The organism is Pseudomonas petroselini (assembly GCF_045037875.1).
GTDB classification, from domain to species: Bacteria; Pseudomonadota; Gammaproteobacteria; order Pseudomonadales; family Pseudomonadaceae; genus Aquipseudomonas; species Aquipseudomonas petroselini.
On sequence record NZ_CP173614.1, the window covers coordinates 5,283,832 to 5,298,392 of the forward strand.

The window sequence follows — 14,561 nt, forward strand, 5'->3', positions numbered from 1 at the left end:
GCATGACGCAGACATTGAATACCACGCTGCTGATTATCGGCGGCGGCCCTGGTGGTTATGTGGCGGCGATCCGTGCCGGCCAACTGGGCATCCCGACCCTCCTGGTGGAAGGCCGGGCGCTGGGCGGCACCTGCCTGAATATCGGCTGCATCCCGTCCAAGGCGTTGATCCATGTGGCCGAGCAATTCCAGCAAACAGTCCAGCACAGCCAGGGTTCACACCTGGGCATCGAAGTGGATGTGCCGACCCTGGACATCCGCAAGAGCGTGGAATGGAAAGACGGCATCGTTGACCGCCTGACCACCGGCGTCGCCGCGCTGCTGAAGAAGCACAAGGTGCAAGTGATTCACGGCTGGGCCAAGGTGGTGGACGGCAAGACCGTCGACGTCGGCGACCAGCGCATCCAGTGCGAACACCTGTTGCTGGCCACTGGTTCAAAAAGCGTCAACCTGCCGATGCTGCCGATTGGCGGGCCGATCATCTCGTCCACCGAGGCGCTGGCGCCAACGCGGGTGCCCAAGCGCCTGATCGTGGTGGGTGGCGGCTACATCGGCCTGGAACTGGGGATTGCCTACCGTAAGCTTGGCGCCGAGGTCAGCGTGGTCGAGGCGCAGGATCGCATCCTGCCGGCCTACGACGCCGAATTGACCCAACCGGTGAACGAGTCCCTCAAGCACTTGGGGGTGAAGCTGTTCCTCAAGCACAGCGTCAGCGGTTTTGCCGACAACCGGTTGCAAGTACGTGACCCGAAGGGTGACACCCTGTCGCTGGAAACCGACCAGGTGCTGGTCGCCGTGGGTCGCACCCCCAACACCCAGGGCTGGAACCTCGAGGCGCTGAACCTGGAGATGAACGGCGCGGCGGTCAAAATCGACAGCCGCTGCCAGACCAGCATGCGCAACGTGTGGGCCATCGGCGACCTGAGCGGCGAGCCGATGCTGGCCCATCGGGCCATGGCCCAAGGTGAAATGGTTGCCGAACTGATCAGCGGTAAATCCCGTGAATTCAACCCGGCAGCGATCCCGGCCGTGTGCTTTACCGACCCGGAACTGGTGGTGGTCGGCAAGACACCCGATGAAGCCAAGGCCGCCGGCCTGGACTGCATCGTGTCGAGTTTCCCGTTTGCCGCCAACGGCCGCGCAATGACCCTGGAGTCGAAAACCGGCTTCGTACGGGTGGTGGCACGCCGCGACAATCATCTGATCGTCGGCTGGCAAGCAGTTGGCGCCGGCGTGTCCGAGCTGTCCACCGCCTTCGGCCTGAGCCTGGAAATGGGCGCGCGCCTGGAAGACGTGGCCGGCACCATCCACGCCCATCCGACGCTCGGCGAGGCGGTGCAGGAAGCTGCGCTGCGGGCGCTGGGCCACGCGCTGCACCTGTAAACCGCGGTGAGGCCATCGGGGGCAAGCCCCCTCCCACAGGGGAATGCATGCCAAATGGGGGTGGGGGCTTGCCCCCGATAGCGGTGGATCGGTCAATACAGAGGCTGAAGGCGTCCACCCAGTGGCTCCCACACAAGCCAAGAATGCAGTATTGTTGCGCCCATTCAGAAAAAAAACCGACTTGACCAAAGATAGAGGGTGTCATGGGTAACGAAAGCATCAATTGGGACAAGCTGGGTTTTGACTACATCAAGACCGACAAGCGGTTTCTCCAGGTCTGGAAAAACGGCGAATGGCAAGCCGGCACCCTGACCGACGACAACGTGCTGCACATCAGCGAGGGCTCCACCGCCCTGCACTATGGCCAGCAATGCTTTGAAGGCCTCAAGGCCTACCGCTGCAAGGACGGCTCGATCAACCTGTTCCGCCCGGACCAGAACGCCGCCCGCATGCAGCGCAGCTGCGCGCGCCTGCTGATGCCGCATGTGTCGACCGAAGACTTCATCGACGCCTGCAAACAAGTGGTCAAGGCCAACGAGCGCTTCATCCCGCCGTATGGCAGTGGCGGCGCGCTGTACCTGCGCCCGTTCGTGATAGGCACCGGTGACAACATCGGTGTGCGTACCGCGCCGGAGTTCATCTTCTCGGTGTTCGCCATCCCGGTTGGCGCCTACTTCAAAGGCGGCCTGGTGCCACACAACTTCCAGATCTCCACCTTCGACCGCGCCGCCCCCCAAGGCACCGGTGCCGCCAAGGTCGGTGGCAACTACGCCGCCAGCCTGATGCCGGGCGCCGAAGCGAAGAAATCCGGTTTCGCCGATGCGATCTACCTGGACCCGATGACCCACTCGAAAATCGAAGAAGTCGGCTCGGCCAACTTCTTCGGGATCACCCACGACAATAAGTTCATCACACCGAAGTCGCCTTCGGTGCTGCCAGGCATCACCCGCCTGTCGCTGATCGAACTGGCCAAGACCCGCCTGGGCCTGGAAGTGGTCGAGGGCGAAGTGTTCATCGACAAACTGGACCAATTCAAGGAAGCCGGTGCCTGCGGTACCGCCGCGGTGATCTCGCCGATCGGCGGTATCCAGTACAACGGCAAGCTGCACGTGTTCCACAGCGAGACCGAAGTCGGCCCGATCACCCAGAAGCTCTACAAAGAGCTGACCGGCGTGCAGACCGGCGACGTTGAAGCGCCAGCGGGCTGGATCGTCAAGGTCTAAGCCACACCAAGCTACGCCCCAACCCCATGTGGGAGCTGGCTTGCCTGCTCCCACATTTGATCTCAGGTGTTCTCAGGATCGAGTCGGAATATTCCCAACAATCTTCTTCCCCATACTGATCCTCGGCTCCACCCCATACCCCAACGCCTCGTAAAACCCCGCCACCGCCTCATTGCCACTGGTGATCTGCAGGTTGATCTTCATGCAGCCCAGCGCCGTCAATGCCTGTTCCGCATGCCGCACCAGTGACGAACCCAGGCCATGACGCCGATAGTCAGCGTGCACCGCCACCGAATACAGCCAGCCACGATGGCCGTCGTAGCCCGCCAGAATCGTCCCGATCACGGTTTTTTTGTCGGTCGCCACGAAAAACAACCCATCGTTGACGGCCAGCTTTTTATCAATCGCCAGGGTCGGCAGGTTATGGGCGGTTTCGTAGCCAAAAGCCTCCTGCCATAGCGCAACCACTTGCGCACGATGCTGACGGTCGCGATAGGGCCCGATGGGATGCCTGGACAGCAGCGCCTTTTCCATCACCAACGTACGCTCGTTGCCGTGGTAGACGTCGCGCACAGTATGGAACCCCAACTTGGCATAGAACGGTTCGGCGGTCAGCGAAGACGGCACGCTCAGTACCGTGACCCCGGCCTCGCGGGCGCGCAACTCGATTTCAATCATCAACAGCCGCCCAATGCCCTGCCCTTGCAGCACCGGATTGACGAACACCGAGCGCACCACACTGCCATCGAGTGCGGCGGTGGCCACGATCACCCGATCCTGAATCGCCACCAGCACCACGCGGCGCTCAAGCAATGCCAGTACCGCATCCGGCGTGAAGTTACTGGCGACCCGGGCAATCACATCCGCCGGATAATCCCGCGCATTACTGCTGTGCAATGCCGCCAGAATCACTTGGCTGATCCCCTCGGCATCGGCGGGCTGGGCAATACGAACAACGGTAGACATGGTTCCTCCTGGCTGACCGCGCTATCAGAGTCGCCACTGTAGCAATGTGAGAAGGAGCACGCTCCCCCCCTTATTTGATCGCCTCTCAGGCTCGACAGCCGATTCGGCTGCCCCACCCCACTTTTCAGCTTTACCGGCTGAGCCACCCGCCAGTTTCAGCCGAGATCCTTGCGCAACAACCGCCACAATAACCGCACTGGCCCACTCCATGACGGCGCTCTGTGCGCAGCAGAAACCGCTGGCCGCCTTCCAATAACAAGGAGCATTTCCATGACCCGCTATATCGACGTCAATGACCTCAGCTATCTGGTCGCGCAAAAAGGCCTGCAAACCTGCATGACCGAAATGGCCGAATACATTCGCGCCGACTACCTGCGCTGGCAGGATTTCGAGAAATGTGCACGCCTGGCCAACCACTCCCCGGATGGCGTGATCGAGCTGATGCCGGTGTCTGACGCGTCGCTGTATGCCTTCAAGTACGTCAACGGTCACCCGAAAAACACCCTGGCCGGCATGCTCACCGTGATGGCCTTTGGCGCGCTGGGCGATGTCGACACTGGCAAGCCGGTGCTGCTGGCGGAAATGACCCTGACCACCGCCATTCGTACAGCCGCCACCTCAGCCCTGGTCGCCCGCTACCTGGCGCGCGAGAACAGCCGCAGCATGGCGTTGATCGGTAATGGCTCGCAGAGTGAATTCCAAGCCCTGGCCTTCCACGCCATGCTCGGCATCACGGAAATCCGTCTGTTCGACATCGATGCCAAAGCCACCGCCAAACTGGCCGACAACCTCAAGGCTTTTCCGGCCATCAAGGTGATCCTGGCCGGTAGCGTCGCCGAAGCGGTCAAAGGCGCGGATATCGTCACCACCGTCACGGCCGACAAGGCCTACGCCACCATCCTCACAGACGAAATGATCGAACCCGGCATGCACCTCAACGCGGTGGGCGGCGATTGTCCAGGCAAAACCGAGCTGGACCGACGCATCGTCGAGCGCGCCCGCGTGATCGTCGAATACGAGCCACAAAGCCGCATCGAAGGTGAAATCCAGCAGATGCCGCACGACTCACCGGTGACTGAACTGTGGCACGTGATCAACGGCCAGCAGCCCGGCCGTGAGAACGCGCACCAGATCACCCTGTTCGACTCCGTGGGCTTTGCCATCGAAGACTACTCGGCGCTGCGTTATGTACTGGATGTGGCCAAGGCACTGGACGTGGGCAGCGAACTTGAGCTGGTGCCGGACCTCGCCGACCCGAAAGACTTGTTTGCCCGACTCGCCCAGCAGCCTCGCGTGCAGCAGCAAAAGCGCGCCTGAGGTGTGCAGGCACGTCCCCGAGCGCATACAGACGTTGACGGAGGAAGGCCGTACCATGTGAAGGGTCAGGCAAACACGCAAGGTTTGCCGCCATTTATTCCAACCGTTTGAAGTGAACCCCATGGATACCAAGGCCTCCGGACCCCATTCCGCCCCCGTACTGGACCGCATTGATGAAGCCATCATCGAAGTGCTGCGCCACCAGGGCCGTATCACCTACGAAAAGCTTTCGTCGCTGGTGCACCTCACCCCCAGGCCCTGCCTGGAGCGGGTGCGCAAGTTGGAGCGACGTGGGGTGATCCGTGGCTATGGGGCGATCATCGATGTGCAGATGGTCTCGCCAGGGCTGTCGCTGCTGGTGTTGGTGGCCTTGTCCAACCAGAGCGGGCGCTCGGCGCAAAAGGCCTTCGAAGCCTGCGTGAAGGCCTGCCCCCAGGTATTCGAATGCCAACTGATCAGCGGGCCGTTTGACTACAGCCTGCGCATGCGTTGCCGGGACATGGAGCACTACCGGGTGCTGACGGAGACCTGGTTGAACAATGATGAGTTACACATTGATAAGCTGGTGGCGCATCCGGAGTTGGCGGTGGTCAAGAACACCGCCACCGAGCTGGCCTGATCTCTCCAATAACGATACAGATCTAATATGGGAGAGGGCTTGCCCCCTCCCGCACAAGCCCCTCCTACATTTTCAACCTTGCCCGATTAAGATTTTCTTGCCGGGCCTGACCCCGATCAGCCTGGCCTGCCCATCCTTCTGCTTCCCCGTCCGCGCTTCACTGATCAACCCCGGTATCAACTTGCCCTCCGGCAGATTCTTCCAGAACCGGCTCGGCAAATGCCCTTCCATGACCTTGGGGTTCAACCGCGACGGGTTGAAGATATGGCTGTAGTAGGTCAGCCACATCGCACTGTGGGGATCCTCGACATTCTGCGCCAGCTGCCGCCACGCTTCGGGGCACTCACGTTGATGGATCAACTGTTCGCCATCGTAGTAAACCCCATCCAACGGCGTGGCGATCATCCAGCGATGACGCCCCATGCGCCCGATAAAGTGCTGGCTGGCTGATTTCAGGATGTCATGGGCCGGTTCATGCCAGGCCACGTACTCGGGCAATTCCGGCCCAGCCCCGGCCGGCAACGCGATAAACCGCACAAATGCATGCAGGTGGTGCGCCTCGCGACTGACCTGCTTGATCCGCCGCTGCAACTCGCTGCCCAGCTTGTCCCCGGCCAGCATTGCGGTGCGGTCGCCGTGGCTGACTCGCCACAACACTTCATACAACAAGCTCCAGCGCTGGTCGCCGTGGTAACAAGCGGCCGACTCCAGCAGCTGCAGCAGGGCCTTGGGCACCCGCGTCTGGAAAGGCCCCGGTGCCTCCGGAATCGACTGGTCAGTGGCAAACAGGTCCGCCACCTCCGCCTCCCCCCAGCTCACCTGGCTGGGGTCGACCTGATGGCTGAGCAGCCAGCGCGCCTGTTCGCGCCAGGTGCTGAACAGGTTGTCGCATTCCAGGCTGATCATCCCCACAACCCCATTTGCTGCGGTTGCGGGCGGTCGCGCAATTGCTCGCGCAGCAACACGCTGGTGCTGTCGGCCTGTTGCGGGTGGTAGTCACTGGTGATGAAAAACGGCTTGGCTTTCGCCAGCACGCAGCGCATGCGCGCCAGGTCTTCGAAGCGGATCTTGCGTTCACGACGCAGGTCCACCAGGCGCTGGGTGGTACGCAAACCAATGCCCGGAATGCGCGCAATCAAGGTCGGTTCGGCGCGGTTCAGGTCCAGGGGGAACACGTCGCGGTTATCCAGGGCCCAGGCCAGCTTGGGATCGATGTCCAGGGCCAGGTGGCCGGGGCCTTCGAACAATTCGTTCGCACTGAAACCGTAGCTGCGCAGCAGGAAGTCAGCCTGGTACAAACGGTGTTCACGCATCAGCGGCGGCGCGGCCAGGGGCACGCTTTTCGGGCTGTTGGGGATGGGACTGAAGGCCGAGTAATACACACGGCGCAATTTGAAGTTGCCGTACAACGCCTCGGCCCCGTGAAGAATGGTGCTGTCGTCGGTGTCGTCGGCCCCCACGATCATCTGCGTGCTCTGCCCGGCCGGGGCGAAGCGCGGGGCGCGCGGTTCGTTGAGCACGGTCTGCTCGCCGGTGTAGATGGTCTGCATGGCCTGCTTGATCGAAACGATCTGTTTTTCCGGCGCCAGGGTGTGCAGGCTGGCCTCGGTGGGTAGTTCGATGTTCACGCTCAACCGATCGGCATACCGCCCCGCTTCGGCGATGAGCGCCGGATCTGCATCGGGGATGGTCTTGAGGTGGATATAGCCGCGAAAATCGTGTTCTTCGCGCAGCAGTTTGGCCACGCGCACCAATTGCTCCATGGTGTAGTCGGACGAACGGATGATGCCGGAGCTGAGAAACAGCCCGCTGACGCAATTGCGCCGGTAGAAATCCAGGGTCAGGGTGACCACCTCCTCCGGGCTGAAACGCGCGCGGGGCACGTCGCTGGAGCGGCGGTTGACGCAGTACTGGCAGTCATAGAGACAGAAATTGGTGAGCAACACCTTGAGCAACGACACACAACGCCCGTCGGGGGTGTAGCTGTGACAGATGCCCATGCCATCGGTGGAACCCAGCCCCGCCTTGCCCTCGGAGCTGCGCTTGGGCGCGCCACTGCTGGCGCAGGACGCGTCGTACTTGGCGGCGTCGGCGAGGATGCTGAGTTTTTCGATCAACTGCATGGAGGTCTACCGATACTGGTTTTTTGTACAGTATCAGTAGCTCAACCATCACGCCAGTGCCGTCTGTAGGACCGCGTGTTTGTGGCGAGGGAGCTTGCTCCCGCTGGGCTGCGGAGCGGCCCCAAAAAAGCCGGCTCCAGCTGCGCTGTCGAGCGGGAGCAAGCTCCCTCGCCACAACGATCAACTGGCGGTAGCGAGTAGCAAGTCCTGCACCGACCGCCCCTTGCCGCGCCCACGGTCCAGCGCATACAACGACGCCGCAATCTCATCCGCCCGAATCGGCAGCACCGACAGCAAGGTGTCGCTCAACCCATGGCTGGCCTGGCTGAAACCCTGGATGTAGATGCCGGCGTTGCAACGCTCGTCGGTCACGATGCGGTAGTCGCGCGCCACGTCAAAGTCGCCCAGGTAGCCTTCCAGCGGTGCCAACAAGGCGCGGTGTGTCTGGCGCTCGTAGCCGGTGGCCAGGATCACCGCGTCGTAATGGTTGACGCTGGTTTCCCCGTTGGCGTTGTTGCGCAGCACCAGTTCAATGCCCAGCGGGCCTGGCGTGGCCTTCTCGACCACGGTCATGGTGCGGAACGCCTGGCGGGCGATGCCGGAGACTTTCTGGCGGTAGAAGATGCCGTAGATGCGCTCGATCAGGTCCAGGTCGACCACCGAATAGTTGGTGTTCTGGTACTCAGCCACCAGGCGTTCACGTTCAGCGCCCTCCTGCTGGAATACCAGGTCGGTAAAGGCCGGCGAAAACACTTCATTGACGAACGGGCTGTCATCGGCGGGCTTGAGTGCCGAGCCGCGCAGGATCATGTCGACCTGCACCGACGGGAAGCTGTCGTTCAGGTCGATAAAGGCTTCGGCCGCACTCTGGCCACCGCCGATAATGGCGACGCGCATGGCCTTGCCCTCGACACACGGCTGCGAGGCCATGCGCTCTAGGTACTGGGAGTGGTGGAACACCCGGCTGTCACCCTTGAGCGCCTTGAACGCTTCGGGAATCCGCGGCGTGCCGCCGGCGCTGACCACCACCGAACGGGTGGTGCGCACATGCTGCTCGCCGAGGGCATCGCGGGAGATCACGCGCAGGGCTTCGACCTGCTGCTGATGCAGGATCGGCTCGATGGCCAGCACTTCCTCGCCGTAGCGCGCCTGAGCCTGGAACTGCCCGGCGACCCAGCGCAGGTAGTCGTTGTACTCCATGCGGCAGGGGTAAAAGGTGCCGAGGTTGATAAAGTCCACCAGGCGGTCGTGGGCTTTCAGGTAATTAACGAAGGAATACGGGCTGGTGGGGTTGCGCAGGGTCACCAGGTCCTTGAGGAACGAAATCTGCAGTTCACTCTGGGTCACCAGGGTATTGCCGTGCCAGCGGTAGTCGGCCTGTTTGTCGAGAAACAGCACGTCCAGTTTGCCCTGGGCCTTTTCGCGCTCCTGCAGGGCGATGGCCAGCGCCAGGTTCGAAGGGCCGAATCCGATACCGATCAGGTCGTGAACCGCGGGCGAAGCAATTGCCTGTGTCATTCCAGTGTCCTCTGGATAAGCCCCTTGGCGGTGGGGCGGGAATACCTTCAAGACCTGCACAACAGGTCATGTGTTGATAGGAAACGAGGACAATGAAATAAAATTTAACTGATCATTGATCAGTGGGCTTCCCACTCGCGCATCCGCACCCGGCAATGTTTCATGGCATTGACGATGTGTTTTTCCACCAGCGCGCGGGAAATGCACAGGCGTTCGGCAATTTGCACATGGGTCAAACCCTCGAGTTTGCGCAGCAGGAAGCTGTCGCGACAGGCAGGGGGCAGCTCGGCCAGGGCGAGCTCGAGCAGTTCCAGGCGCTGGCTGTGGTCATGGGTGGTGTGAGGCGAACAGGCGGCGAAACGCTCTTCGCTGTCCAGCACATCCAAGGGCTCAACCTGGCGCAAGGCGTTGCGCCGGTGGCCATCGATCACCAGATTGAGCGCGGTGCGGTACAAAAAGGCGCGGGGTTGTTCGATCGGCGTGTCGCTGGAACGTTCCAGCACCCGGACATAAGCGTCATGCACCACATCCTCGGCCACCTGACGGTTGCCCAGCTTGGCGTTGAGGAAACACACCAGCTCGCGATAGTAGTTTTCCAACATGACTCCCGACCGCCGGGTGGCGGCATTAGGTCCCTGAGTACAAAAAAAGACGGCGTTTACGTAATGGCAGTTTGGATGTGTGCAATTTATAGTAATTCTCATCTACTTTTAAAGCAGACTTGCATCAACGGAGGTTTTTTTTCTTCGAGGGCTGATGTAACTGCTTGTGTAACCGCCTAAATCCCCGCGCCTTTCTCTCGTTTACTTGTCAGCTCCCCGCAACTGCGGTCCGAACTTTCCTGGCTGGAAACCCAAGCATGAAACGCCCTCGACCTGCCCGACGCGCCTTGCTCGCTCTCGCGTGCCTGATCCCCATCATCGCCGTCGCGGCCTGGCAGGTGCTGCCGCCCGGGCGTGACGCCCTCACCACCGTCGCCGTCACCCGCGGCAATATCGAAAACAGCGTGACCGCCCTGGGCACCCTGCAACCCCGCCGCTACGTGGACGTAGGCGCCCAGGCATCGGGGCAGATCCGCAAGATCCATGTCGAGGCCGGCGACCACGTGCAGGAAGGCCAATTGCTGGTGGAGATCGACCCGTCCACGCAAAAAGCCAAGCTCGACGCCAGCCGCTACGCCATCGAAAACCTCAAGGCGCAGTTGCAGGAGCAAAAGGCCCAGCATGAACTGGCACGCCAGAAGTACCAGCGCCAGCAACGCCTGGCCGCCGGCAACGCCACCCGTGAAGAAGATGTGCAAACCGCCAAGGCTGAATTGAGCGCCACCCAGGCCCGGGTCGACATGTTCCAGGCGCAGATCCTGCAAGCCCAGGCCAGCCTGCGCAGCGATGAGGCCGAGTTGGGCTACACGCGCATCTACGCGCCGATGACCGGCACCGTGGTGGCGGTGGACGCGCGGGTCGGCCAGACCCTCAACGCCCAGCAGCAGACGCCGCTGATCCTGCGCATCGCCAAATTGTCGCCGATGACCGTGTGGGCGGAAGTCTCGGAAGCCGATATCGGCCACGTCAAACCTGGCATGACCGCGTATTTCACCACCCTCAGCGGCGGCAACCGGCGCTGGAGCAGCACGGTGCGGCAAATCCTGCCGATCCCGCCCAAGCCATTGAATGAAACCCAGGGCAGCGGCAGCCCCAACAGCTCGAGTAAAAGCGGCAGCGGCCGCGTGGTGCTGTACACCGTGCTGCTGGACGTGGACAACAGCGACAACGCGTTGATGGCCGAAATGACCACCCAGGTGTTTTTCGTCGCCGGACAAGTCAAGGATGCCCTCACCGCACCGGTCGCCGCACTGCAAGGCACGTCCAGTGCCGACAGGCAGATCGCCCGGGTCGTGACCGCCAACGGTCGTATCGAGGAGCGCCACGTGCGGCTGGGCATCAGCGACCGCCTGCGCGTACAAGTGCTCGACGGCCTGAACGAAGGCGACCGCCTGCTGATCGGTCCGGCCGACGGCAACGGGGGTTGAGGTGACCACGCCCCTGATCGAACTCAAGAACATCCGCAAATCCTACGGCGGCGGCGACAGCCCGCAGGTCGACGTGTTGCGCGGCATCGACCTGTCGATCCATGCCGGGGAATTCGTCGCCATCGTCGGCGCCTCCGGCTCCGGCAAGTCCACGTTGATGAATATCCTCGGCTGCCTCGACCGTCCCAGCGTCGGCGACTACCTGTTCGCCGGCGAGAACGTCGCGCACCTGGACAGCGACGAACTCGCCTGGCTGCGCCGCGAAGCCTTTGGTTTTGTGTTCCAGGGCTACCACTTGATTCCCTCGGGTTCGGCCCAGGAAAACGTCGAGATGCCGGCGATCTACGCCGGTATCAGCGCCGCCGAGCGCCATGCCCGCGCCAGCGTCCTGCTCACCCGCCTGGGCCTGGCCGAGCGCACCGGCAACCGCCCGCACCAGCTCTCCGGTGGCCAGCAACAGCGGGTGTCCATCGCCCGTGCGCTGATGAACGGCGGGCACATCATCCTCGCCGACGAACCTACCGGCGCCCTCGACAGCCACAGCGGCGCCGAGGTCATGACCTTGCTCGACGAACTGGCCAGCCAGGGCCACGTGGTGATCCTGATCACCCACGACCGCGAAGTCGCGGCGCGGGCCAACCGCATCATCGAGATTCGCGATGGCTTGATCATCAGTGACTCGGCCCAGGACAGCGACGCAGTCCCAGGCGCCTCAACGGGCGCCCTGCAAGCCGTGGACCTGCGCCAACGCCTGGCCGACGGCGCCGAACACAATGGCGCGTGGAAAGCCGAATTGGTGGACGCGGTACAGGCCGCCTGGCGGGTGATGTGGATCAACCGTTTCCGCACCGCGCTGACCCTGTTGGGCATCATCATCGGCGTGGCGTCGGTGGTGGTGATGCTGGCGGTGGGTGAAGGCAGCAAGCGCCAGGTCATGGCGCAGATGGGCGCGTTCGGCTCCAACATTATCTACCTCAGCGGGTCGTCGCCCAACCCGCGTACGCCGCTGGGGATCGTGACCCTCAACGATGTCCACGCACTGGCGGCCTTGCCTCAGGTGCAACGCATCATGCCGGTCAACGGCAGCGAAGCCGGGGTGCGTTTCGGCAACGTCGATTACATGGCCTATGTGGGTGGCAATGACACCAATTTCCCGGCGATTTTCAATTGGCCGGTGGTCGAGGGCAATTACTTCACGGCCGCCGACGAGCGTGCCGCTGCCACCGTAGCGGTGATCGGTCATCGCGTGCGTGAAAAGCTGTTCAAGGGCGAGGTCGACCCCATCGGCCAGTACATCCTGATTGAGAACGTGCCGTTCCAGGTCATCGGCGTGCTCGCGGAAAAAGGCGCAAGCTCCGGTAACAAGGACAGTGACGACCGTATCGCCATCCCTTACACCGCCGCCAGTGTGCGCCTGTTCGGCAGCTACAACCCCGAGTACGTGGTGATCGCCGCGGCCGATGCGCGCAAGGTGCGCGAGGCCGAGTTGGCGATCGACCAGTTGATGCAAACGCTGCACAACGGCAAGCGCGATTACGAGCTGACCAACAACGCCGCCATGATCCAGGCCGAGGCGCGCACGCAGAACACCTTGTCGCTGATGCTCGGTTCGATTGCCGCGATTTCCCTGCTGGTGGGCGGCATTGGCGTGATGAATATCATGCTGATGACCGTGCGCGAGCGGACCCGCGAAATCGGCATCCGCATGGCCACCGGCGCACGCCAGCGCGACATCCTGCGCCAATTTCTCACCGAAGCGGTGATGCTCTCGGTGGTCGGCGGCCTGTGCGGCATTGCCCTGGCGCTGTTGGTGGGTGGCGTGCTGGTGCTGGCCAAGGTGGCGGTGCAGTTTTCCCTGGTGGCCGTAATGGGTGCATTTGGTTGCGCGCTGGTCACCGGTGTCGTATTCGGCTTCATGCCGGCCCGTAAAGCTGCCCGGCTCGATCCGGTTAAGGCGTTGACCAGTGAATAAACGATCCCTGTGCATGCCCGGCCTGTGCGTGTTACTCAGCGCCTGCGCCGGCCACCCTCCCGCCCTCGACAGCGGCATCGCTGCGCCCGCCAGCTGGCAATATGCCGAGCGTGACGCGGCGCAGGCCACCAACCAGCACTGGTGGACACAGTTCGGCAGTGCGCAGTTGAACCGTCTGGTCGAGCAAGCCCGCCGTGACAGTTTCGACGTGGCCGCCGCCACGGCCCGCGTGCGCCAGGCCCAGGCCAGTGCGGTGATCGCCGGGGCACCGTTGTTGCCGGAGGTGAAGTTCAACCTCGCCACCAGCCATCAGAAATTGCTGCGTGGCCAGGGCGGGCCGGACCTGGACGTGTCACAAAGCGATGACGCCGTCGACAACTTCGGCGCCAACCTCACGGCCAGTTACGAAGTGGACTTCTGGGGTGGCCGCGCCGCCGCCCGTGACAGCGCCCTGCACAGCCTGCGCGCCAGCGAGTTTGACCAGGCTACCGTGGAACTGACCCTGCTCGGCAGCGTGGCCGACCGCTACGCCCAGACCCTCGCCGCCCACCAGCGCGAGCAAATCGCCGCGCTTAACCTGGCCAACGCCCGCAACGTGCTCGACCTAGTGCAGACCCGCTACGATGCCGGCTCCGCCACCGCCCTCGAACTGGCCCAGCAAAAAAGCCTGGTAGCCAGCCAGCAACGCCAGTTGCCCCTGATCCAACAACTGGCCGAAGAATCCCGCATCACCCTGGCCGCCCTGCTCGGCCAGCCGGTGCAGGCCCTGAATCTGCGGGCCGAGCCCTTCCAGGCGCTGACCTGGCCAACCATCGGTGCCGGCATGCCCAGCCAATTACTCAGCCGCCGGCCCGATATCGCCAAGGCCGAGGCGCAATTGGCCGCGGCGCAAGCCGACGTCACCGTGGCCCGCGCCGCCATGCTGTCCGCCGTCACCCTCGGCGCAACCCTGGGCTCGGATGCCTACAAGGCCATGGATATGCTGCGCAGCCCCTACTACACGCTGACCGCCGGCCTGGTCGGTCCGATCTTCAACAACGGCCGTTTAAGCGCTGAACGCGACAAGGCCCGCGCCCGCCAGGATGAACTGCTGCACACCTATCGCGGCGTGATCATCAACGGCTTTGCCGACGTGGAAAAAGCCCTCAGCAGCATCACTCGCCTCGACCAGCAGCGCCAATGGCAAAGTGAAGAACTGCAACAGGCGCAGAGCGCGTTCCAGATCGCTGAAAGCCGCTACCAGGCAGGCGCCGAGGATTTGCTCACGGTCCTGGAAACCCAGCGCACCCTGTACGCGGCCCAGGACCAGAACGTGCAACTGCGGCTGGCGCGCCTGCAGGCCAGCATCGCGCTATACAAAGCACTGGGTGGCGGCTGGCAGACGGAGATCCGATAAACAAAACTCCGAATTC

At 62.7% G+C, this 14,561-nt stretch carries 12 protein-coding genes; 7 read left to right on the forward strand and 5 right to left on the reverse strand.

Going from position 1 to position 14,561, the window contains the following annotated elements; genetic code table 11:
* The first annotated feature begins 2 nt into the window (after positions 1 to 2).
* Both lpdA and ACI512_RS24250 read left to right on the forward strand, forming a co-directional pair.
* Positions 3 to 1,382: a dihydrolipoyl dehydrogenase gene (gene lpdA / locus ACI512_RS24245; RefSeq protein WP_064055293.1), complete on the forward strand. Its 1,380-nt coding sequence runs from the start codon at positions 3 to 5 to the stop codon at positions 1,380 to 1,382.
* A gap of 203 nt (positions 1,383 to 1,585) precedes the next feature.
* Complete coding sequence (locus ACI512_RS24250; RefSeq protein WP_015884761.1) at positions 1,586 to 2,605, forward strand: branched-chain amino acid aminotransferase; 1,020 nt, start codon at positions 1,586 to 1,588, stop codon at positions 2,603 to 2,605.
* Between the two features lie 72 nt (positions 2,606 to 2,677).
* Here the strand turns inward: ACI512_RS24250 and ACI512_RS24255 are convergent, their stop codons facing one another.
* On the reverse strand, positions 2,678 to 3,571 hold the full coding sequence (locus tag ACI512_RS24255) for a GNAT family acetyltransferase (RefSeq protein ID WP_250947912.1): 894 nt from the start codon (positions 3,569 to 3,571) through the stop codon (positions 2,678 to 2,680).
* 270 nt (positions 3,572 to 3,841) lie between these two features.
* Between ACI512_RS24255 and ACI512_RS24260 the strand changes: the two genes are divergently transcribed.
* Both ACI512_RS24260 and ACI512_RS24265 read left to right on the forward strand, forming a co-directional pair.
* Positions 3,842 to 4,888, forward strand: a complete 1,047-nt coding sequence (locus ACI512_RS24260; protein WP_236379504.1) for an ornithine cyclodeaminase — start codon at positions 3,842 to 3,844, stop codon at positions 4,886 to 4,888.
* A 121-nt stretch (positions 4,889 to 5,009) separates the two neighbouring features.
* Positions 5,010 to 5,507: an Lrp/AsnC family transcriptional regulator gene (locus ACI512_RS24265; RefSeq protein ID WP_043205579.1), complete on the forward strand. Its 498-nt coding sequence runs from the start codon at positions 5,010 to 5,012 to the stop codon at positions 5,505 to 5,507.
* A gap of 72 nt (positions 5,508 to 5,579) precedes the next feature.
* Here the strand turns inward: ACI512_RS24265 and ACI512_RS24270 are convergent, their stop codons facing one another.
* The 4 genes from ACI512_RS24270 to ACI512_RS24285 form a co-directional block, all read right to left on the reverse strand.
* Positions 5,580 to 6,413 (reverse strand): TIGR03915 family putative DNA repair protein, encoded by an 834-nt coding sequence (locus tag ACI512_RS24270; protein WP_405121389.1) that lies wholly within the window; start codon positions 6,411 to 6,413, stop codon positions 5,580 to 5,582.
* On the reverse strand, positions 6,410 to 7,630 hold the full coding sequence (locus ACI512_RS24275) for a putative DNA modification/repair radical SAM protein (protein WP_015884767.1): 1,221 nt from the start codon (positions 7,628 to 7,630) through the stop codon (positions 6,410 to 6,412). The genes ACI512_RS24270 and ACI512_RS24275 overlap by 4 nt, the downstream gene beginning before the upstream one ends.
* Before the next feature lie 180 nt (positions 7,631 to 7,810).
* Complete coding sequence (locus tag ACI512_RS24280) at positions 7,811 to 9,148, reverse strand: lysine N(6)-hydroxylase/L-ornithine N(5)-oxygenase family protein (RefSeq protein WP_236383909.1); 1,338 nt, start codon at positions 9,146 to 9,148, stop codon at positions 7,811 to 7,813.
* Positions 9,149 to 9,267: 119 nt separating this feature from the next.
* Positions 9,268 to 9,750: a sigma-70 family RNA polymerase sigma factor gene (locus ACI512_RS24285; protein WP_268947490.1), complete on the reverse strand. Its 483-nt coding sequence runs from the start codon at positions 9,748 to 9,750 to the stop codon at positions 9,268 to 9,270.
* Between the two features lie 257 nt (positions 9,751 to 10,007).
* Here ACI512_RS24285 and ACI512_RS24290 point away from each other — a divergent pair, with 257 nt between their 5' ends.
* Genes ACI512_RS24290 through ACI512_RS24300 form a run of 3 tightly spaced genes read left to right on the forward strand, consistent with a single transcriptional unit; the run spans position 10,008 to position 14,545 of the window.
* Entirely contained in the window at positions 10,008 to 11,177 is a 1,170-nt protein-coding gene (locus ACI512_RS24290; protein WP_236383126.1) for an efflux RND transporter periplasmic adaptor subunit, read from the forward strand.
* A gap of 1 nt (position 11,178) precedes the next feature.
* A complete protein-coding gene (locus ACI512_RS24295; protein WP_236383124.1) occupies positions 11,179 to 13,149 on the forward strand; it encodes a MacB family efflux pump subunit in 1,971 nt (656 codons plus the stop codon).
* Positions 13,142 to 14,545: an efflux transporter outer membrane subunit gene (locus tag ACI512_RS24300; RefSeq protein WP_405121390.1), complete on the forward strand. Its 1,404-nt coding sequence runs from the start codon at positions 13,142 to 13,144 to the stop codon at positions 14,543 to 14,545. Before ACI512_RS24295 ends, ACI512_RS24300 begins: the two co-directional genes overlap by 8 nt.
* Positions 14,546 to 14,561: the final 16 nt, after the last annotated feature.

Coding starts and splice junctions, on each gene's coding strand:
- ACI512_RS24285 (WP_268947490.1), bottom strand. CDS start 9,750: ATGTTGGAAAACTACTATCGCGAGCTGGTGTGTTTCCTCAACGCCAAG.
- lpdA (WP_064055293.1), top strand. CDS start 3: ATGACGCAGACATTGAATACCACGCTGCTGATTATCGGCGGCGGCCCT.
- ACI512_RS24275 (WP_015884767.1), bottom strand. CDS start 7,630: ATGCAGTTGATCGAAAAACTCAGCATCCTCGCCGACGCCGCCAAGTAC.
- ACI512_RS24265 (WP_043205579.1), top strand. CDS start 5,010: ATGGATACCAAGGCCTCCGGACCCCATTCCGCCCCCGTACTGGACCGC.
- ACI512_RS24280 (WP_236383909.1), bottom strand. CDS start 9,148: ATGACACAGGCAATTGCTTCGCCCGCGGTTCACGACCTGATCGGTATC.
- ACI512_RS24255 (WP_250947912.1), bottom strand. CDS start 3,571: ATGTCTACCGTTGTTCGTATTGCCCAGCCCGCCGATGCCGAGGGGATC.
- ACI512_RS24270 (WP_405121389.1), bottom strand. CDS start 6,413: ATGATCAGCCTGGAATGCGACAACCTGTTCAGCACCTGGCGCGAACAG.
- ACI512_RS24250 (WP_015884761.1), top strand. CDS start 1,586: ATGGGTAACGAAAGCATCAATTGGGACAAGCTGGGTTTTGACTACATC.
- ACI512_RS24290 (WP_236383126.1), top strand. CDS start 10,008: ATGAAACGCCCTCGACCTGCCCGACGCGCCTTGCTCGCTCTCGCGTGC.
- ACI512_RS24260 (WP_236379504.1), top strand. CDS start 3,842: ATGACCCGCTATATCGACGTCAATGACCTCAGCTATCTGGTCGCGCAA.